The following is a 19,303-nucleotide window of genomic DNA, read 5'->3' on the forward strand; positions in this document are numbered from 1 at the left end:
GTCTCAACTGGATACAATTCACTCCCTTAATCCGCAGGGTTTGCTGCGAGAAGGCCTCCCATCCGTCTGCGCCGGCGGTAGCAGTTCGCCAGGAACCAGGAACTATGAGACGCAGGCGGCGTTTAGATTCAGAGGCCTCATGCACTGGGAGGTGATGATGAGAAAGCACTCCCGAACGATATCGCCTGAGGTGCGCGCGGCGATCGGCGCCTTTCTGAGCGCGTGTCAAAAAGAAGCCCGGCCTTTTGCGACGTCTGAAGCCCTAGGTGCAGTGCGGCGCGTATTCCCTGATCTGGATATTTCAGACACGGATCTCATGGATGCAATCACCAGCGAAGCATCCGTGGCGGGTTTTGACGTCGACACCCCGGATCCTGCTTCCGCGGCGCGGAGGAGGGTTTCGCTTGAAGAATGGGATAATGAAGGCGGCGCGCCGAGCAGCGAGACTCAAGGCAGGAGTGGTGATGACACGCAGGGCAGAAGGCGGCGGGCAAGAGCGACCAAGGACCGGAATGAGTTGCTCTAGCGGTGAGCTTTCAGGAGGCTGTCCGTTCGGAGCGGACCGGGGAGACTGGAGTTACCAGGCTTCAGCACGCACCGGAGGGTCCGAATGAACATCCACAAGAACGCCCGTTTGGCGCCATTGCGTCGAGAGGAGATGGCACGGTCGTCAGCGAAGGCCGTCTTTTCAAGGCCGAGGCGGCGCAGGTCTACGGCGTGTCGGCGAAGATTGTGGCGCGGTGGATCGAGCGCTACCAGTGCGATGGACGCGCCGGCATGGCGGACCGCTCGTTGCGGCCGGGCCGCATGCCGCGCCAGACCGGAAGGATTGTCGTCGAGCGCACCGCTGTCTCAGCGGCGTCCACTCGCTCCTTCCGTAGGTGCTATGGCTCCTGCTACAGATCGAAAGCCTTCGCCAGGGCTTGCCGTCACCTCGGTCTCAAGCACCTCAGGAAAACCCTCAGCCTAAAGTCCAAAACACCCATCAGTCGCCTCGGTCTAACCGAAGACAACCTGTTGAGGCTCCACATCTAGCGCTGCTCAAGCGAGCCGGCTCAGCAGTTCGACAATTGAGCCTTTTGCGATTTGCAACCCCGGCTGGCGCGCAGGTTTGTTGACGCCTTCGCCAATCCGCACCGCAAAGGCGGGAAAAGCGGGCTGAGAGCAACTCCCGGCCGGTGGCGTCGGCTGAGTCGAGTAGTGGCAAGCCCCGTGCACTGATCAGAATACGTCCAGCGAGCTGAGCAACAAGACTATGCCGACGACTACAACGACGATCTGAGCCATCTGCTTCATCGTCGAGTCAATCGGAAGTTTTTGCACGAGGTACAGCACCAAGGCGATGACAAGGGCCGTGATCAGGATGCTGATTATGATGGACATGCCCCAGGTCCCTTTGAAGGAACCGCCTTCCGGCAGTGAAGGTGTAAATATGGCTGAATTCTATAAAGGGAAGAGCGGCATGGACGCGGCGGCATCGAGGCCACGTCGACAAAGGTTCGTTCAGCTCCAGGTTGGTGCCGTACCCTTCGCCGTCCCCGGAGGTCTAATTATTTATCAGAAACCAGGCGGCAAACAGACTTGCGATGGCGGGAACGGAAAACGCGAGAGCGAAGATCGGAAGTTCGTCTGCGATCGAATAGCCGGCACGGTAGACACCGATCCAAAGATTGACGACAGAAATGATCAACCAGATGGCCAGGAAGACGCTTAATGCTGCACCCGTCAAAGATTTTGTTGTCGTCCACAGTTTGGAAAGCAGCATTATGCCGGCGCAAACAAAGAGCCCCGCCGCAATGACTTTGATGGTATGCATTTCACGACATCCTCTATTTTGATGAGAGACCTCGCCTCCAATCAGCCGGCGACCGGACGCGAGGAATGTTCCTTTACGCCACCTGCCGCTGAAGGCGGGATGCCCACCAGGCCGCAACGGAACCGAGACCACTGACGGATAGGAGTTCGGCGACTGCGAGGAGACCTGGTTCGAGATGCGCTGCAAAGAAGGTGATCAAGCCGAGGAAGTAGGCTGGAATGTTGTTGAGTGGAGCGGCCACTCGCAGCGATACAACAATCATCGCAACGACGAACACGACAATCCCGAAAGCCAATGGCCCAGTCGCGGGGACTAACATTCCTACTGCCAGCACGGCTGCCACTCCCATGGCTATTCCGGCCGCCAGGCAAAGATAGCTGCAGAAGGCGTCCTTTGCAGAGTGCCCACGCGTGTAGAACGCGACCCATCCCATAAACATTGCCCAAACCGGCCAGCCAAGGCTTGCTGAAGACGTGGCCGCGAACGCGGCAACTACGGCGGCGATTAGCGTAATGGCATGGAATCTCAGGGTCGTCAGGATGGGTTTGTTTTTCGATTTGTCAGTCATCTCGTTTTCCAGTTTTCATCGGTGGTGGAAAACCCGCAATCGGGAGGTGATAGTGCGCGATCTGGAGGAGCAGCCCCACCGTCACGATTGGGACTGCTTCAACGTTTGCGATGTTTACAGATTGGCCGGCTTCAACAGGTCCTGCAGGCCGATGTTGCGGAACATTTCCGCCCGCACGCGATCGGCAACGCCATTGACGATCTCAGCACCATCCTGTGAGGGATCGACGTGAACACGGAAGGGCCGCTTGCCGAATGGCATGTCGATCACGTCGACGATTGCGACAGCCACCGATCCGGCATCCGCATCGGCGGGCTCAAGCGCTGCAAGACCTTGCAAAGCCTGTTCCGGAACGCCTTTGTAAGGGCCTTCGTTGTATTCAGCTGCACGCACTGTGTCGGCCGGCGAGCCGGAATGAGCAAAGTGATTGGTGCCCTTGGTAAACGCACCCGGAACGATGATGGATGTCTCAATCCCCCAACGGGTCAACTCGGCTGCGTAAGATACAGCAAGCGAATCCATAGCCGCCTTCGCTGCAAAATAGGGAGACAAGTACGGTGGAGTACCGCCGCGAGTGCTCGAAGAGGAGACCCAAACGACCAGACCCTTGCCTTGGCGGCGCATGTGAGGAAGTGCGGCGCGGTTCACGCGCTGTGTGGACAGAACGTTGATGTCGAAGAGTTCGGCGAACTGCTCCGGCGTGAACGCTTCTGCCGGCCCGAAGGACATATGACCGGCGTTATGCATAACGACATCGAGGCGACCGGCATCTGCGATGATCGTGGCAATTCCTGCTTCTACCGATGCGTCGGAGCCGACGTCCAGTTCCACGGAGCGAAGGTCGACGCCGTTGTCTTTGGCGAAGGCCGCCGCGTCGGCAACGGCCTTGGCGTTTCGTCCGGTGGTAGCGCGCATCCCGGCGTAGACAGTGTGGCCGGCCTTGGCGAGCGCGCGGGCCGTGAGGGCACCGAAACCGCTGGAGGCACCGGTGATGACGATAACTTGCTTAGTCATGGGAACTATCCTTCGTATCTGTCAGATTGGGGGAATGTTGGGCGGTAAGGAGGGGCGAGTGTTCAAACCCGCCCGGCTCAATGATTGAAATCTGGGGAACCGACCGAGGTCAGGCTACGCCGCCATTGGCGCGAACGATCTGGCCGTTAACCCAGCCAGCGTCAGGGCCGGCGAGGAAAGATACGACGTTGGCAATGTCGTCCGGTTGGCCGAGGCGTTCGAGCGGCGGCATTTTCGCAAACTGGGCGATCAGCTGATCGGACTTGCCGTTCAGGAACAGCTCGGTCGCGATGGGGCCGGGAGCCACAGCATTGACCGTGATGTTGCGGCCACGCAGTTCTTTGGCGAAGACGTGGGTGAAGGCCTCAACGGCGGCCTTGGTGCCGTTGTAAACCGCGTAGCCCGGCATGTTCAGAGCCAGCGTCGTCGAAGAGAAGTTGACAATGCGGCCGCCGCTCTGGAGGCGTTTTGCAGCTTCCCGCATCGTGTTGAACGTGCCCTTGGCGTTGATGGCGAAGTGGCGGTCGAAATCTTCGTCGCTGGTTTCAGCAAGGGGCAGTGTCTTCAGGATCCCGGCGTTGTTGACGAGTACATCGATGTGGCCGAACGCGGCTTCCGCCGAGTCGAACATGCGAGCCACTGCAATCGCGTCGGACACATCAGCCTGGGCGCTGATTGCCTTGCCACCCTTGGCTTCAATCTTGCGGACGAGATCCTCAGCAGGCGCTGCACTGCCCGAATAGTTGACGACAACCGTGAATCCGTCGGCTGCAAGGCGCTCAGCAATTGCTGCGCCGATTCCGCGGGATGCGCCGGTAACGATGGCGACCTGGTTCGTGGTGATGGACATTTTGTTCTCCTTTGCGCTCAGCGCTTTTGACAAGGAGGAAGATGTCACTATCCGTTCTGCGGATAATCATGCATTATCCGCCAATACTATGCGGGGACAGCGAACAATGGACAGGCTGGATGCGATGCGAATTTTCAGCCGTGTGGTGGAGCGCAAAAGCTTTACTGCGGCCTCAGAGGATCTTGGGCTTCCACGCTCCACCGTCACGGATGCCGTCAAACAATTGGAGGCGCGCCTTGGGGTGCGCCTTCTGCAACGAACAACCCGGCATGTCAGCTCAACGCTCGACGGTGAAGCCTATTACCAGCGCTGCATCTCAATCCTTGATGACATCGAGGATGCGGAAGGAGCATTTGCAGGAGCGGTCCCGAAAGGGCTTCTCCGCGTTGATGTCCATGGGACGCTTGCGCGGCACTTCGTCATGCCGAACCTTCCCTCTTTCTTTAAGTCATATCCGGATATCGAACTTTACATGACTGAAGGCGATCGGTTTGTGGATCTCGTTCGCGAAGGCATCGACTGTGTTCTGCGTGTTGGTGAGCCACAGGGCGGAGATATGATCGGACGACGTGTCGCCGTGCTGGAAGAGGTAACATGCGCCTCGCCCGACTATCTGAAGCGATATGGTACGCCGCAAAGCGCCGATGCGCTTGATGGGCATGTCATGGTTGGGTTTCGGTCATCAGCGACCGGCACACTGATCCCTTTGGAGTTTTCAGTGAACGGCAAAGTCATCTATCGTCAGCTTCCGACGATCGTTTCGGTCAATGCCGCGGAAAGCTTCATTGCCGCAGCCAGACAGGGTCTCGGACTGATACAAATTCCGCTCTATCACGCCCAGATGGAACTCGACACTGGCTCATTGGTCCACGTCCTACCGAACATTCCACCCACACCTACGCCAGTGTCACTTTACTACCCCCGCAACAGGCAATTGTCTCCGCGGGTCCGAGTGTTTATTGACTGGTTAGCCGGCGTCTTCCGTGAAGCACGGCTCCAGGAATAGTCGGCCCCGCACGCCCTGTCAGGTTGAAGGATCGAGTGTAATCGGACCACAACCAGACGGTCTGCTGTGTGCCCCAACCCGGACCCTGGCGGTAAGAACGCTGATGTCCGCTTTTCGTGGTGGTGGCCTGGCAGCGGACGGTCCGCTCACGGCTCCAATTGAGACGCTCGGATCATACTGGCCAGCATCCGCTCCTACAACGCGAAGCCGGCAACATGCCGCCCGGTCCGGATGTCTCTATCCTACGCCTTGAAAGGATATGAACCGTCGACCTGTTCACTGCGCGTGAATAAAGCGGGAATGGGGAGCGTTTGCGAGCCGAAACTATAGGCTGATACTGTGAAACTCGGCGATCCGCGTAGCGAAGCGCCGAGCTCCTCTTTATTGAAATCAGACGGACTGAGCGACGGGTTTGCTGTGAATGGTCAAACCATGTGCCGCTCGGATTAAATCCGCCGCGCGCTCTCCGATGACAACGCACGGCGCCATCGTGTTGCCGGTAGTGATCCGCGGCATGATCGATGAGTCCGCGATGCGCAGGCCATCGATACCATAGACCTTGAGCTCATTATCGACCACCGACATGGTGTCGCGTCCCATCTTGGCGGTGCAAGATTGATGCCAATAGGTAACGGCCGAGCGCCGGATAAAATCGATCATGCCTGATCTGTCGCGCGGACCTGGAGCGGTTTCGCGACTCACCAACGGTTGGAAGCCATCGCTATTTCCGAGTTCGCGGCATAATTCCACTGCGGCCAACGCGGCTACCATGTCTTCCGGCTCACTAAGTGAGTTCGGTTCGATCAGGACGGGATCGTTTACATCGGGACCAGAGAGCCGCAGCCGACCGCGGCTTTTAGGCTGTGCAAGACCGTTGAACATCGTCCAGCCGTGCTCTGGGGTTTCGAGGCCTGTGTCTGGCGGCGAAGGAACCGCAAACTCTAATTGGCACTGGAGGATGTCTGGCTGGGACAGACGCGCGTCGCTTTTCCAGTAGATGTTCGCCTCGCAGCCACTACCGCCGATTGCTTCCGGTTTCCGGTAGGCCCAGGTGCAGCCGAATGCCAGATGATCCTGATGATTGCGACCAACGCCTGGCAAGTGTTGCACGACGGGGATCCCATGAGATTGCAGCTCGTCTTCCGGGCCGATACCGGACTGCATAAGGACCTTTGGTGTGTTGATCGCCCCCAGTGACAGCACCGTTTCGCAATGCGCCATGAACTTACGCGGCCGACCATCTACCAGAGCTTCCACCCCTCTTACCCGCTGACCATCGAAGACAAGACGCGTAACAAGCGCTTCGGTTATCACCGTCAGGTTCGGGCGCGACAGCAGCGGACGAACATAGGATTCAAACACGGTTTCCCGCTTGCCATCCCGGATGCGGAGTTCAGCGATCGATGCGCCTCCGGGGGCTTCCATCATCTCGCCGTTCGTTGAATCGAAGACCGGAACGCCCATGGCTGACGCCGCGTTTAATAGGGCCTCCGCCACTGGCTGTGGAGACCGAGGCTGCGACACATATGCTGGCCCACCTGCTCCGCGACGCGTCGGGTCGGGAGTGCCTTGCCAGTTTTCTATCCGACGATAGTAGCGGAGGATCGACTCATACCCCCACGCATCATCACTTGCCTCTGCGGCGAAGTGATTCCAATCTTCCTTATGTCCCCTCGCCCACACCATGACGTTGATGCTCGAACCGCCGCCAAGTCCTTTGCCCATGCTGAGAGGAAGTCGTCGGCCATCGAGATCAGGTGCCGGTTGTCCGACAAAGCCCCAGTCCCGGCTTGATCCGAGGTTGAGCGGCCACTGCGCAGGGTTCGTAACGGTCTCGGGTACATCATTTCCGCCGGCCTCTAGCAGCAGAACGCTCGCGTTTCCATCCTCTGCCAGTCGCGCTGCGACAACCGAGCCGCTGGACCCAGCACCACAGACGATGAAGTCGAAGACGTCACCGGCCGGTTTCTGTGGAAAGGACGGATTTGCCGGTAAGGGCATGTCATGGGGGTGCAGTTTCACGTGGTTATCTCCGTGAATGGATTTAATTAGAATTTACCAAGTGCTGAGACGCCGGCCGGGGAGGGATGCTTTAAATCTCGGTCAAGATCTGGCGTCCTACTAGGTTTCTCGCTTTGTCGCTGGGACGCGTGTTCGGTAGGCCCTGCTTAGCGTCATCGGGACCGTACGGACTGTCCCGATGACGCAAAGGCGATCATTGCTTTTTTGCCGACGCGGTCTTGGCGGCCTGATCGATGGTATCGGCGATGACCGCCGGCTGCGTCATGAACAGCGCGTGGCTTGCCGACACCTTGGTGATTTTGGCATTGATGCGCTCAGCCATGTGGATCAGCATGGCCTGATCGAAGGCCTTGTCCTCGGTGGCAATAACAGCCCAGCTGGGCTTAGTGCGCCAAGCTGCATTCTCGAGCTTCGTGGCGAACGCCGACATGTTGATCGGGACCTGTGCGTCCCTCATGAACGCAACATCGGCATCGCTTACATCATGAGCGAACCCAGCCTTAAACTTTGCCGGGCTGACATAGCCGAAACCATCCTTTGTCGTCTCGATGACGAACTCCGCTGCTGGAGCGAATCCTTCGTATTGCTGAGCCGTTGTCTCGCCGACATCTGGGGAGAGAGCGGAGACATAGACGAGGCCCGCAACCTTCGGATAGATGCCAGCTTCCGTGATGACGGTTCCGCCCCAGGAATGTCCGACGAGAATGACAGGACCATCTTGCCGCTCAAGCGCACGTCTGGTGGCGGCAACATCGTCTGCAAGCGACGTCAGAGGGTTTTGCACGATGGTGACGCGATAACCGCGTTTCGTCAGATTGTCGTAAACGCCCTTCCAGCCGGAACCGTCCGCAAACGCGCCGTGAACCAGAACGACGTTTCTTACGGATTGATCTTTGGGAATGGTGTCGGCGGCATTCGCCGCTGGTAGCGCAACCGACATTGAGGCTGCAGCTGCGATTGCGGAAACGGTGGTGATGGACTTGCGTGTCATTGATCTCTCCTTTGGCCGTATGCGATAATTGTTATCGCGATATCTCTCAGCTTTCATATCTTGAGATGCGCGTCAACATGATTCTTATCGCGATATTGGTTTTCGTGATATTTTCGATTATATGAATGAGTACAGGAGTTCAAAATGACCCAACGCTATAACGATCCCCCGCCTCTGCCCGACCAACTTTGCTATGCGATCTACACCGCCGGCATTGCTATTCAGCGCGCATACAAGCCCTTTCTCGACGAACTTGGGCTGACATATCCCCAATATCTCGTCCTGAACGTCCTCTGGGCTCAAGACGAGCTGACCGTAGTTTCAATTGCCGACCGACTTGCTCTGGAATCCAGCACGCTCACCCCGCTTTTAAAGCGTCTTGAAACAGCCGGACACTTAAGTCGGACACGCAACCTGAACAACGAACGGCAGGTACTGGTTGGGCTGACAGACCAGGGTCGTGCCTTGCAGCACAGGGCAGGCTGCCTCAGCGATACCCTGCTTGCAGCCTCGACCCAAACACCACCGCAACTCGCTGCCTTGAACCGCGACGTGCGGTATCTTCGTGACGCGATTTACTCCCAGATCGGCGGGTGGGACGCACCCGCCTGACCTGCAATGGCGGTAGAGGGCCTAGATGCTCAAGCGGTCGGAACAGTCCCACCGTCGATCACATGCTCTGTTCCCGTAATCGACGTTGCTCGATCCGAGGCAAGGAACGCGATCAGATCAGCGACCTCCTCCGGCGCGGCCGGTCGTCCCAGCGGTATGCCGCCGAGCGAGTTCATGATGACCTGCACCGCGTCATCGTAGCTGATACCGGCTTGCTCAGCTATGCGCAGGGCCAGACCATTGGACCCCGGGCTTGCGATCCAGCCGGGAGAAACCCGCACCACCCGTACTCCCTTCGGAGAGACCTCTTTGGAGATGCTCTTGCTGTAGGTGTTGAGGGCCGCCTTGGCTGAAGCGTAGCCGGTCGTCGCCTCCGGTAGCGGAAGATTTCTCTGGATCGAGGTGACGTGGATGACGACACCACTTCCCTGAGCGACCATGCCAGGGATCAGAGCACGATCGAGCCTGACCGCCGGAAAGAAGTTGAGGTTGAACTCCTTGTCCCATTCCTCGTCGATGAGCGCAGCAAAGCCGCCTGATGGAGCTGACGAGCCGCCCAGTACGTTCACAAGAATATCGAGGCCGCCGAGCTCCCGATGCACCGCGTCAACGACGGTTTGTACCCCCGTCGTGGTGGTCAGGTCGGCTTCAACGAATGCCGCACCGGAGAAATCTGCCGGCTTGGTGCGTGCGGTGGTCAGCACACGGGCGCCAAGCTCCTTGAAGAGGGCCACGGTTGCGGCTCCGGCGCCCGAAGTGCCGCCGGTGATCAGGGCGCGACGCCCCTGCAAGGTGAGGAACGGGGTCATACGGTGATCTCCAGTTCGGCGACCTTGTCGCCCACGAGGACGAAGAAGAAGCGCAGATCGATCGGGCTGCCTGGGAACGTGCCGACCGCATGGGCCGTCACCTGGGTTTTCCCGTTTTCAGTGGCGATGAAGAAGGGCGCTACCGTGTAGCTGTATTCCTGCGAAGCCTCTGCCATCCACTTGCGAATGGCATCACGGCCCCTGTGGGTCTTGCCCTTATCCTTCACGATGCCGTTTTCGGTGAAGGTGGCAGCAATAGCGTCGGGGCTGCCGTCCCGGTCGGCGTCGAAATAGGCTTCGATGCCCTTGGGTAGTTTGATTGTCATTTTGGTCCTCCATCAATTTCCAGCCTTGCCGGCTAGGGGCCTCGCCCCCTTTGGAGGTCGACAAGGACAACCTAGGGCAAGATGGTTGACACGATAACTAGGATAAAGAAGGATGAGGAATTACGAAAAGAGGGATAATGACGCGATCTGTACTCGCCGACCTGGACGCCGTTTTAAGCATTGCTCGCCTCGGGTCGTTTCGGGCAGCCGCGCTCGAGCTTGGCATGTCCACGACAGCACTTAGCAATGCCATCGCAAAGCTTGAGCAGCGCCTGGGCGTTCGCCTGTTCAACCGTACGACGCGAAGTGTTTCGCTCACCGATGCGGGGAGGACCTTTGTCGAGCGGGTTGGGCCGGCGATCACGGACATCCACGATGCTATGCTTACGGTCCAATCGCTTCAGGAAACTCCGACAGGCACATTGCGCATCAATGCCTTCGCGACAGCAGCCCGGGAGGTGATCGAACCGCTCATCTTGTCGTTCATGCAGCGCTATCCTCAGGTGCATATCGATCTGGTCACGGAGGGACGGATCGTCGACATCGTTGCGGCGGGCTTCGACCTAGGCCTGAGGCCAGCCGATCTGGTGCCGAGCGACATGATCGCCGTCTCGCTTGGTTTGAAGCGCAGTAATGCCGTTGTCGCATCACCAGACTTCCTGCGCACTCATGGCAGTCCAACCGTACCAACCGACCTATATCGGTTTCGCTGCATCCGTGCGCGTCTGCCCAACAACGCCTTGTTTCGGTGGAAATTTGAAAAGGACGGGAACGCTGTCCAGATCGATGTGCAGGGCTCAATAACCCTCGACGAGTCAAGCCTTGTCAGGATAGCGGCTCAAAATGGAGTTGGGCTCGGATACGTCATGGAGGCGGATGTGCGCGATGACATTGCGGCCGGTCGACTGGTGCGCGTTCTCGAGGATTGGACCCCTTCCTTGGCACCGCTCGCGCTGTATTACCCTGGCAGAAAGAACCCGCCGGCCGCCTTTAGTGCGTTCATTCAGGCTGCGCGCGAATTTGCGAATGGGCAATCGCCCGGTGCATAAATCAACGTCTCGTCGACGACCGCGCACGGACTCCAGGAACTCAGCGTTCGCAAGGTCCTGAACAACCTTCATCATATGGTTTTGCGAGACAGAGAACGTGTCCGATATCTCCCGGATCGAGCTAAGCCCCGATGGCCGTGATCCCAAATAGATCATCAATCGCATTGCGTAGTCGGTATATTTGGTGAGCCTCATCGGGGTGTCGTTCGCAAGACGGACAGGCTAAAGGCATGCCTGAAAATCGCGACGTCCCAGAGCAGTATCACATTGGCGAGACAACAGGTTGGTCTGTGAACCACCGTATCAATTCGTCGCTCCCCGGCTACCTTATGATAAGTTCGAAGACTTTCACCAACGACCTGAGCGACCTCCCCAGCGAAGCGTTATGCTCACTTGGCTTGCTGTTCGCAAAGGTCCAAGATGCATTGAAGCGTGTATTAACGGGTTTACATCGGCCGCTACGGGCATGCGCCGGAGTACCCCATCCATTTCCATGTCATCCCAATATACGGGTGGGTTGAGGAGCTATTCTGGAAGGATGACCGATACCGGCTACTAGAAACTTTCGCGGAAGGGCCGGGAGAGACCCCTACTGACGGAACGGAACTGACGCTATTCGTCTGGCGCGAGTTCTGCGAACGAGCTGCTCCCCCGCCGATCAAGGGGCCCTCTGTTGCCGAAGCTACTGAGCTCTTGCGTCGGACAATCCAATTTTCCTAGCAGTCATCCAACGCTCGACCAATTTCATTTCGCCCCCTACCGAAACCGACCCCGTGCTGCCTCCGATCGGAGCCACATTGCCATGTGGTCGGATACAAAATCGGCACTGCCGCCAAATGTGGGTTTTACTTCGTCACTTCAAACGGCAAAATGTCATATGCTAGTAAGCTTTAGCCGATAGACGCGACCTAATTTTCCGCTAACGATTTCAGCGAAACGCCTACTTTGCCAAAGCGATTGCACAATCGAACCTCACCGGCTGCTCGAGCGATTTCGGATGAGCAATGGTCGACGGCGCGACGCATGGCGCGCGAGCTGGACAAGATCCTCGACCACTTCGGTCCACGACAGCCTGCCGTTGCTCGAGCGGCGGCCGAGCTGCGCCTGTCCACCCGCCAGGTTTACAATCTGCTCGGCCGGTATCGCGTCGAGTGGACGATCACGACGTTACTGCCCCGCACCACCGAAACCCGGCGCAAGCGGCTTGCGGGCGGGACCGAGGAAATCATCAGCACAACACTGCGCGAGCAATTCCGCCTACCACCTGAGATCACTCACCTCGCTTTTCGGGTGGGCTTAGCTAGTGATTCTTGATTAATTGCAGCCCATCGCGAAACGCTCTATTTTCCTGGCAGGGTGTCCTCGACGAGACGGAACGTCCTCGGCTTCGCAGCGCCGCCGGACCGCTTCGGTTTCCGCACCAATCCCAGGCGCAGTTCGACGACCCGATCCACGAGGAGACGAGCGATGGGCGCAACGACGCCGGACAACATCATGCAGCTCGGTATGGGGTTTTGGGCCTCCAAAGCCTTGCTCAGCGCCGTCGAGCTCGGCGTCTTCACCGAGCTCGCAGCCGGACCGGCCGACCTGCCGGACCTGCAGGCCAGGCTGAAACTGCATCCCCGCTCGGCCCGCGACTTCCTCGACACCCTGGTGGCCCTGAAGCTGCTCGAACGCGAGGATGGCCGCTATCGCAATGCCCCGGATACCGACCTCTTCCTCGACAAGGGGAAGCCGTCCTATATCGGCGGCATCCTCGAAATGGCCAATGCCCGGCTCTACGGTTTCTGGGGCTCGCTGACCGAAGCCCTGCACTCCGGAGAGCCGCAGAACGAAGCCAAGCACAGCGAGGACTTCTTCGCCGCGATCTATGCGGAGCCGGCACGGCTGCGCGGGTTCCTCGAAGCGATGAGCGGGATCAGCGCAGGTGCGGCGCAGGCGATCGCCGCCAGGTTCGACTGGTCGAAATATACGACCTTCGCCGATGTGGGCGCGGCGCAGGGCATGGTGCCGGTGGTGATTGCGCGAGCCCATCCGCATCTCCAGGCTATCGGCTTCGACCTGCCCGCCGTGCAGCCGATATTCGACGAGTTCATCGCCCGGCAGGGCCTCGCTGACCGCGTCCGCTTCCAAAGCGGCAACTTCTTCGACGGCCCGATGCCGAATGCGGATGTGATCGTGATGGGGCATATCCTGCATGACTGGGATCTAGCCGAAAAGAGGATGCTGCTGGAAAAGGCCTTCGCCGCGCTGCCCAAAGGCGGGGCCGTCATCGTCTACGACGCTGTCATCGACGACGAGCGCCGCAGCAACGCCTTCGGCCTGCTGATGAGCCTGAACATGCTGATCGAGACCCGTGGAGGTTTCGACTACACTGGCGCCGACTGCCAGGCCTGGATGCGCGACGCCGGTTTCGTGTCCACACGCGTCGAGCCGTTGCTGGGGCCGGACTCGATGGTGATCGGCTTCAAGCCCGACTGAGCGGAGAACGAGACCCGGGGCGCAAGATCGGTTGCCTTGCGCTGACACCGCAATCGCCACAAGGTCATCGGGCATGTGCGCAAGACCGAGACCGCGTCTCACCGCATCGAGACGCATTGCGATGTTGTTGAACACCATCTTCCCCTCGACCCCATCCTTTTCGAATTCCCACGCCAGGATATTGCCGTAGGTCGGCATGCGGATCTGGATGCAGTTGTGGGCCGTGAGGTTCTCCGGGACTTCCGGCCAAGGGTGCTGGCGGAAAGAGGACGGAGCGTCGACGACAGCCATGCGCATCTCGCGTCCGATCTTGACCGCGATTGTCACGCATCTCGCTGAGCGCCGCAAGCTCCGCCTGGATTTCCTCAAAGCGCGGACCCGCCGTCTGGAGAAGACGTTCGCCCGCAACCGTCGGCGATACGCGGCGCGTCGTTCGCGTCAGCAGACGCAGGCCAAGCGCGTTCCTCAAGCCCCCGGACTGTCTGGCTGAGCGCGGACTGCGAAACTCCGAGCTTCACTGCCGCCCGCGTAAAGCTTTCCTCGCGCGCGACCGCTACGAAAGCGACCAGATCGTTGAAGTTCTCCTGCGGCACTCCGGAGGGCTGATGGCTGTGCCCGTTCGAAAACCTGCCTTGTTGCCTCCACGATCAAGCCGCCACCTTGTGGCGGCCGAAAATGGTTGCAACATAAAACATCATTGATATGATGTTTTATGTTGCATATGGAGAGGAGACGGACATGCAAGTGGCCCCAAAGCCGGTGCGCGCCCAAGGCAGAACACAGCAAGAGCGGCGCGAGAAAACCAGGGCGGATCTGCTCGAGGGGATGATGTCGGCGCTGATCGAGCTTGGCTATGCACGCACGACAACCGGCGAGATCGCACGCAGAGCCGGTCTGACTTCTGGTGCACTACAACATCATTTTCCGTCTCGGGAAGACCTCATTCTTGCACTCGTCGATTATCAGTTCGAGGCAGTCCGCGCGCAGCTCGAGATATTCGCGAATGACAACAACGCCGAGTCTGATTGGAAGACTTTCATTGAGTTGCTGCGCGACATTTATGCCGGTCGTCGCTATATGGCGATATGGGAAATTGTGATGGGAACGCGCGCGGACGTGCATCTCCATGCATTACTCATGCAGCACAGGATCCAGTCGCAGGCGACCCTCGAGAGGCTTTGGAGCACGGTCTTCAAGGCTCTGATTCCAGATAAACGCAGGCGCTCCGACCTCATGCATTTCACGCTTTCCACCCTGCGCGGAAGTGTATTTTACAACGTAATCGCGCCAGATGCTCAGTTCCTAGAACGGCAAAAAGAAATGCTTTTTTCCGTTCTGGAAGCAGAGATGTGTGACCGGGAAGGAACCGTCTCCGTAAGCCCGATCATGATCCATCCATAGCCTCATTCACACCCATGATTTCTGAAAGGAGGGAATTGCGCATGCGTTTAAATAAATCCGGTTTGCGTATCGCCGTCACTTGCTTCGCTTTGGCGATCGGTGGGGTTGGCGCCGTCAACACAGCTCAATCGCAGGCATTAGCTACATCCAAACCGCCATTGGCAACCGGGATAACCGATAGCGGTGCTGCGGAAGCGCAAGTCACCGACGCTATTCGCGACGGTGATATCCTTACGATCAAGATTCGTTTTGCCCCGATCGTGCCGGATAAGATGGAATCTATCTACGCCCAAATTTCCGATCAAGACTATGAGAACAACTTCTATGTCCTTGCGGGTGACAAGAAATATCTCCTACTGAGAGATAGCCAGGATACACCGCTGGCAAGCCCGCAGCTTTCCATTCGAAACACAAAGGATTCCCCGGTGTCCGGGACCTGGTACGGACGGTTTCCTGCGCCGCCGAAAGACATTACGGAAGTATCTTTGACTATTCGCGGTGTAGAGACGATCGATGCAATTCCTATTGCGGACAAACAGCAATGAGCAGGTTTGTGACAATAGTCGGCCTTGCGATCATTGTGTCGGTCGGACACGTGAACGCTCATGCGTCGAATTACCAGCGTGAAGTCAGAGGCCTCAAGGCGACCGTCCTGAGCTTGAAGGGCCTCGGGTCCGAAACAAAGGGCTCGGTTTCAGCACTGTTGGCCAGAGTCGATAGCCTCGTCTCCAACCGCAACGGCCTGACGGCACGACGGGAAGGCAAGGCCATCAGGGTTTCGATGTTGGGTGACGTGCTATTCGATTTTGACGCGACAGATATAAGACCCGCCGCCGAGCCGACATTGCAGGAGATCGCGCGCCTCATCGCTTCCATGCCGGGCGGCAGAACCTTAGTCGAGGGGCATACGGATTCCAAAGGGACAGTCGCCTACAACCAGGTTCTCTCCGAGCGTAGGGCCAAAGCGGTAGCAGCGTGGCTGGAGGCCCACGGTGTCGGCAAGACAAGGCTGGCGGTCGCCGGCGTGGGAGCCGACCATCCCGTTGCACCCAACGAGGATGGAGATGGGCTGGACAATCCGGAAGGACGCGCATTGAACCGACGCGTCGAGTTCGTGTTTCAGGACATCAAATGATGTCATGACGACCATCACTGGCCACGTCGCGGTGAAAACTTGTAGGATCCGCCGCGATCAACGCAACCTCATCCAGCTTGCTCGCCATCTCAACGACCAGCCGAGAAAGTGCCTCAACTACAGAACGCCGGCCGAAGTGTTTCGGGCACATTTGCAAGAGGGAGGCTGAACCCCTACCCTGAAAACCGGCATGTTGCACTTCAGTTAGGATCTCCCATACGTGAACATCACAGCAACAAGCCCCTAAGGCGACGTCCACGCTTAAGTCTGTGAACAGCATTGCGCCCCCATTTCCGCCGTTGGGTCGAGTTCTCACACTTCCTGAAAGGAGACGGTCTGCTACTCCAAAATCCATCGTTTCCACTAGGTTAAGTTCCCACTTTGCCTAGGATGGTCTGTCAGAGAGCGAAACATTGATTTGACGGGTCGTCGGTCCAGATTCTTTCAAGGCTCTAGAGAGCCAATCGTTGACTGGGCGGAGCTAGGTGCTCTTGGTCCGCACACTCTGTTCCTCGCGATCTAGCTGACACGGGTATCGATCCAGGCGCGCGTCTGCTCCAGGATCTCGTCGGAAAGCTCGTGATCATCGATTGCCCGCGCGAGGATGACTGCCCCCACCATTGCTGCCCAGCTTCCGATCGCTGCGCGGCGCTTGTCGTCCGAACCCCGCTCCGGCAGTGCCTTCTCGATACGGGCGATCTGCGTGCGAAGACCCTCTGTCATGGCGGCCTGCGCTGCAGGTGTCTGGTGGCGAATGGCTGCGGCCAGACCTGCGGTGGGGCAGCCATTGGCCGGATTGTCACGGTGACGAGGTGCCAGATAGGAGCGGACGAAGGCGCTGAAGTCGCCGTCTCCTGCGCTATCCGCAGCAAGGGAATGCGCAAGCGTCTGCGCGACAAGGTCGTCCTTCGAGTTGAAATGGCCATAGAAGCCGCCATGGGTCAGGCCGGCTGCCTTCATGACTTCCGCTACGCTCACGGCATCGAACCCCTTGTCCTTAAACAACCGGCTGGCGACGTCCAGGATCCGGCGTCGGTTCTCCGCCATCTGTTCTCGGCTGACCTTCATTTTCAAAATTCTCCGAAGCCGTCGTTGACATTTACATGATGGCCATCATATTTATTGGCAATCATGATGGTGATCATGAATATAGGTTCGATTACAGAAAAGAGCAATCCGATGAGCCAAATTCCTGCAGTTCTCATTACCGGCGCCTCGACCGGCATTGGCGCAATCTATGCCGATCGGTTTGCGCGGCGAGGGCACGACCTCGTGCTGGTCGCCCGCGACGCAGCGCGAATGGAGGCGGTGGCAAGCCGTCTGCGTCAGGAAACCGGTGTGACGGTCGACATCCTCCAGGCTGACCTGACGCAAACCACTGATCTGGCCAAGGTCGAGACACGGCTGCGCGACGATGCTCGCATCGGCATCCTCGTCAACAATGCCGGAACGGCCATCGGTGGAACCTTCGTCGAGCAGAGCACCGACGACACGACCAGACTCGTTGCGCTCAATACGACGGCACTTGTTCGCCTTGCCGGCGCCATTGCCCCGCGGCTTGCCAATGCCGGTGAGGGGGCGATCGTCAATATCGGTTCAGTGGTGGGTTTGGCGCCGGAGTTCGGGATGACGGTTTACGGCGCGACCAAGGCCTTCGCCCTATTCCTGTCTCAGGGGCTCGGCCTCGAACTTGGACCGAAGGGCGTTTACGTCCAGGCGGTGCTTCCCGCCACGACCCGAACCGAGATTTGGGAGCACGTCGGCGCCGACGTCAACGCCATGAACAATGTCATGGAGGTGGGCGACCTGGTCGATGCGGCGCTGGTCGGTTTCGACCGTCGCGAGCCGGTGACCATCCCGCCGCTTCACGAAGCCGGTCAGTGGGAGGCCTTTGAAGCCGCGCGCAAGACCATGTTCGCCAATTTCGGCAACGCACTTCCTGCCGAACGTTACCGTACGCGCACCTGAATCCTACGCATTCAACTGATCAATACCGCTGCAGCGGTGACACCATAGGTAGATCATGACCAACAACACGCTTTTCGAGCCCTACGCTCTCGGCTCCATGACCCTTTCCAATCGGATCGTCATGGCGCCCCTGACACGCAACCGCGCCGGTCCGGGCTTTGTGCCGGGGGACATTACCGCAGAGTATTACCGCCAGCGCGCTTCTGCCGGGCTGATCATTTCCGAGGCTACCCAGATCTCGCAGCAGGGGCAGGGCTACCAGGACACACCCGGCGTCTATACCCAGGCGCAGATCGACGGTTGGCGCAAAGTCACTGCTGCCGTACACGAGGAGGGTGGGCACATCCTTCTTCAGCTCTGGCATGTCGGCCGCATCAGCCACGTCGACCTTCAGCCCAACGGTGCTCAACCGGTCGCGCCCTCGGCACTTCGGGCAGACACCAAGACCTTCGTCAACAATGCCTTCGTCGACGTTTCGCAACCCCGTGCCCTTGAGCTCGATGAACTCGCTGGAATCGTGACCGATTTCCGTCAGGCAGCAGCCAACGCCATCAAGGCCGGTTTCGATGGTGTCGAGGTTCACGGCGCTAATGGCTATCTACTCGACCAGTTCGCCAAAGACGGCTCGAATGTTCGGACAGACAAATATGGCGGCTCCGTAGAAAACCGCGCCCGCCTCATGCTGGAAGTCACGGCTGCAGTCGTCGAGGAAATCGGCGCTGCGCGCACAGGAATCCGGATCTCGCCGGTCTCGCCCGCCAATGGCATTTCGTGCAGTGATCCCCAGGCTCAGTTCGACTACATCGTCGATCAACTCGACGCGCTTAACATCGCTTACATCCACGTCGTCGAAGGCGCCACCGGCGGACCACGCGACGTCGCACCATTTGATTTTGGCTCGCTACGCCGCCGCTTCAGCAAGACTTACATCGCCAACAATGGATATGACCTCGAACTCGCGACGTCGCATCTTGCCAATGACAAGGCGGATCTGTTCGCCTTCGGACGCCCGTTCATCGCCAATCCGGATCTCGTGGAACGTCTGCAAAGCGGCGCGCCGCTGGCGCAGATGATTCCGGCCACGCTCTATGGCGGTGGCGCGGCGGGCTATACCGATTATCCCAGCTTCGCCGAGGCATCAGGAAAGTGAAAGGCTTGGGGCCGTACTTCGGTGCGACCCCGAGCGTACCAGGGGTTTTGGCTTCATCTCCCGGATATCCTGCTTGAGATTTAATGATGATGTACGTCATCTAAA

Annotated in this window: 21 protein-coding genes and 5 pseudogenes; 14 read left to right on the forward strand and 12 right to left on the reverse strand. The window is 58.6% G+C overall.

Annotated elements, in window-relative coordinates; genetic code table 11:
- The first annotated feature begins 157 nt into the window (after window positions 1–157).
- Window positions 158–526 carry a hypothetical protein gene (locus tag AC070A_RS31575; RefSeq protein WP_492383622.1) on the forward strand — a complete coding sequence of 123 codons (369 nt, stop codon included), beginning with the start codon at window positions 158–160 and terminating at the stop codon, window positions 524–526.
- A gap of 84 nt (window positions 527–610) precedes the next feature.
- Window positions 611–843, forward strand: a pseudogene (locus AC070A_RS31580) (leucine zipper domain-containing protein); the annotation flags it as partial.
- Window positions 844–1,221: 378 nt separating this feature from the next.
- Here AC070A_RS31580 and AC070A_RS31585 read toward each other — a convergent pair.
- From AC070A_RS31585 to AC070A_RS31605, 5 genes are all read right to left on the reverse strand, one after another.
- Entirely contained in the window at window positions 1,222–1,383 is a 162-nt protein-coding gene (locus tag AC070A_RS31585; RefSeq protein ID WP_176707576.1) for a Thivi_2564 family membrane protein, read from the reverse strand.
- Window positions 1,384–1,546: 163 nt separating this feature from the next.
- A complete protein-coding gene (locus AC070A_RS31590; RefSeq protein WP_113737013.1) occupies window positions 1,547–1,816 on the reverse strand; it encodes a hypothetical protein in 270 nt (89 codons plus the stop codon).
- Window positions 1,817–1,889: 73 nt separating this feature from the next.
- A complete protein-coding gene (locus AC070A_RS31595; RefSeq protein ID WP_112997096.1) occupies window positions 1,890–2,384 on the reverse strand; it encodes a DUF1097 domain-containing protein in 495 nt (164 codons plus the stop codon).
- Window positions 2,385–2,498: 114 nt separating this feature from the next.
- Window positions 2,499–3,398: an SDR family oxidoreductase gene (locus tag AC070A_RS31600; RefSeq protein ID WP_057248428.1), complete on the reverse strand. Its 900-nt coding sequence runs from the start codon at window positions 3,396–3,398 to the stop codon at window positions 2,499–2,501.
- A 109-nt stretch (window positions 3,399–3,507) separates the two neighbouring features.
- Window positions 3,508–4,248: an SDR family oxidoreductase gene (locus AC070A_RS31605; RefSeq protein ID WP_113133366.1), complete on the reverse strand. Its 741-nt coding sequence runs from the start codon at window positions 4,246–4,248 to the stop codon at window positions 3,508–3,510.
- Window positions 4,249–4,354: 106 nt separating this feature from the next.
- On the opposite strand from AC070A_RS31605, the gene AC070A_RS31610 reads away from it, so the two are divergent.
- Window positions 4,355–5,254, forward strand: a complete 900-nt coding sequence (locus tag AC070A_RS31610) for a LysR family transcriptional regulator (RefSeq protein WP_112997112.1) — start codon at window positions 4,355–4,357, stop codon at window positions 5,252–5,254.
- 390 nt (window positions 5,255–5,644) lie between these two features.
- Here AC070A_RS31610 and AC070A_RS31615 read toward each other — a convergent pair whose 3' ends face one another.
- Entirely contained in the window at window positions 5,645–7,255 is a 1,611-nt protein-coding gene (locus AC070A_RS31615) for a GMC family oxidoreductase (RefSeq protein WP_162728189.1), read from the reverse strand.
- Window positions 7,256–7,469: 214 nt separating this feature from the next.
- The gene (locus tag AC070A_RS31620) at window positions 7,470–8,267 is read right to left on the reverse strand and encodes an alpha/beta fold hydrolase (protein WP_112997099.1); all 798 of its coding nucleotides are present in this window, start codon (window positions 8,265–8,267) and stop codon (window positions 7,470–7,472) included.
- A gap of 144 nt (window positions 8,268–8,411) precedes the next feature.
- Between AC070A_RS31620 and AC070A_RS31625 the strand changes: the two genes are divergently transcribed.
- A complete protein-coding gene (locus tag AC070A_RS31625) occupies window positions 8,412–8,879 on the forward strand; it encodes a MarR family transcriptional regulator (RefSeq protein ID WP_113133365.1) in 468 nt (155 codons plus the stop codon).
- Between the two features lie 29 nt (window positions 8,880–8,908).
- Here AC070A_RS31625 and AC070A_RS31630 read toward each other — a convergent pair whose 3' ends face one another.
- Window positions 8,909–9,688, reverse strand: coding sequence for an SDR family oxidoreductase (locus AC070A_RS31630; RefSeq protein ID WP_057248435.1), 780 nt, complete (start codon window positions 9,686–9,688; stop codon window positions 8,909–8,911).
- Window positions 9,685–10,014: a nuclear transport factor 2 family protein gene (locus tag AC070A_RS31635; RefSeq protein ID WP_112997101.1), complete on the reverse strand. Its 330-nt coding sequence runs from the start codon at window positions 10,012–10,014 to the stop codon at window positions 9,685–9,687. The genes AC070A_RS31630 and AC070A_RS31635 overlap by 4 nt, the downstream gene beginning before the upstream one ends.
- A 137-nt stretch (window positions 10,015–10,151) precedes the next feature.
- Here AC070A_RS31635 and AC070A_RS31640 point away from each other — a divergent pair, with 137 nt between their 5' ends.
- Entirely contained in the window at window positions 10,152–11,063 is a 912-nt protein-coding gene (locus tag AC070A_RS31640) for a LysR family transcriptional regulator (protein WP_057248437.1), read from the forward strand.
- Window positions 11,064–11,087: 24 nt separating this feature from the next.
- Here AC070A_RS31640 and AC070A_RS31645 read toward each other — a convergent pair.
- Window positions 11,088–11,258 (reverse strand): annotated as a pseudogene (locus AC070A_RS31645) (Rrf2 family transcriptional regulator); the annotation flags it as partial.
- Window positions 11,259–11,293: 35 nt separating this feature from the next.
- On the opposite strand from AC070A_RS31645, the pseudogene AC070A_RS31650 reads away from it, so the two are divergent.
- From AC070A_RS31650 to AC070A_RS31660, 3 genes and pseudogenes are all read left to right on the forward strand, one after another.
- Window positions 11,294–11,783, forward strand: a pseudogene (locus AC070A_RS31650) (HIT family protein).
- 303 nt (window positions 11,784–12,086) lie between these two features.
- On the forward strand, window positions 12,087–12,377 hold the full coding sequence (locus AC070A_RS31655) for a hypothetical protein (protein WP_112997102.1): 291 nt from the start codon (window positions 12,087–12,089) through the stop codon (window positions 12,375–12,377).
- A gap of 153 nt (window positions 12,378–12,530) precedes the next feature.
- A complete protein-coding gene (locus AC070A_RS31660; RefSeq protein ID WP_113737996.1) occupies window positions 12,531–13,544 on the forward strand; it encodes a methyltransferase in 1,014 nt (337 codons plus the stop codon).
- Window positions 13,545–13,601: 57 nt separating this feature from the next.
- Here AC070A_RS31660 and AC070A_RS31665 read toward each other — a convergent pair.
- Window positions 13,602–14,137, reverse strand: a pseudogene (locus tag AC070A_RS31665) (LysR family transcriptional regulator); the annotation flags it as partial.
- 145 nt (window positions 14,138–14,282) lie between these two features.
- Here AC070A_RS31665 and AC070A_RS31670 point away from each other — a divergent pair.
- From AC070A_RS31670 to AC070A_RS31685, 4 genes and pseudogenes are all read left to right on the forward strand, one after another.
- Entirely contained in the window at window positions 14,283–14,945 is a 663-nt protein-coding gene (locus AC070A_RS31670) for a TetR/AcrR family transcriptional regulator (RefSeq protein WP_494773626.1), read from the forward strand.
- Between the two features lie 41 nt (window positions 14,946–14,986).
- Complete coding sequence (locus AC070A_RS31675; RefSeq protein WP_244495529.1) at window positions 14,987–15,490, forward strand: hypothetical protein; 504 nt, start codon at window positions 14,987–14,989, stop codon at window positions 15,488–15,490.
- Window positions 15,487–16,080: an OmpA family protein gene (locus AC070A_RS31680; RefSeq protein ID WP_492383625.1), complete on the forward strand. Its 594-nt coding sequence runs from the start codon at window positions 15,487–15,489 to the stop codon at window positions 16,078–16,080. The genes AC070A_RS31675 and AC070A_RS31680 overlap by 4 nt, the downstream gene beginning before the upstream one ends.
- A 58-nt stretch (window positions 16,081–16,138) precedes the next feature.
- Window positions 16,139–16,249: pseudogene (locus AC070A_RS31685) on the forward strand (IS30 family transposase); the annotation flags it as partial.
- A 350-nt stretch (window positions 16,250–16,599) separates the two neighbouring features.
- Here AC070A_RS31685 and AC070A_RS31690 read toward each other — a convergent pair.
- Window positions 16,600–17,148, reverse strand: a complete 549-nt coding sequence (locus AC070A_RS31690; protein ID WP_057248443.1) for a TetR/AcrR family transcriptional regulator — start codon at window positions 17,146–17,148, stop codon at window positions 16,600–16,602.
- 111 nt (window positions 17,149–17,259) lie between these two features.
- On the opposite strand from AC070A_RS31690, the gene AC070A_RS31695 reads away from it, so the two are divergent.
- Together AC070A_RS31695 and AC070A_RS31700 are read left to right on the forward strand one after the other, a co-directional pair.
- Entirely contained in the window at window positions 17,260–18,048 is a 789-nt protein-coding gene (locus AC070A_RS31695; protein ID WP_112997115.1) for an SDR family NAD(P)-dependent oxidoreductase, read from the forward strand.
- A 55-nt stretch (window positions 18,049–18,103) separates the two neighbouring features.
- Window positions 18,104–19,198 carry an alkene reductase gene (locus AC070A_RS31700; protein WP_057248445.1) on the forward strand — a complete coding sequence of 365 codons (1,095 nt, stop codon included), beginning with the start codon at window positions 18,104–18,106 and terminating at the stop codon, window positions 19,196–19,198.
- The last annotated feature ends 105 nt before the right edge of the window (window positions 19,199–19,303 follow it).

The organism is Ensifer sp. GW101-20A05, from assembly GCF_059424735.1.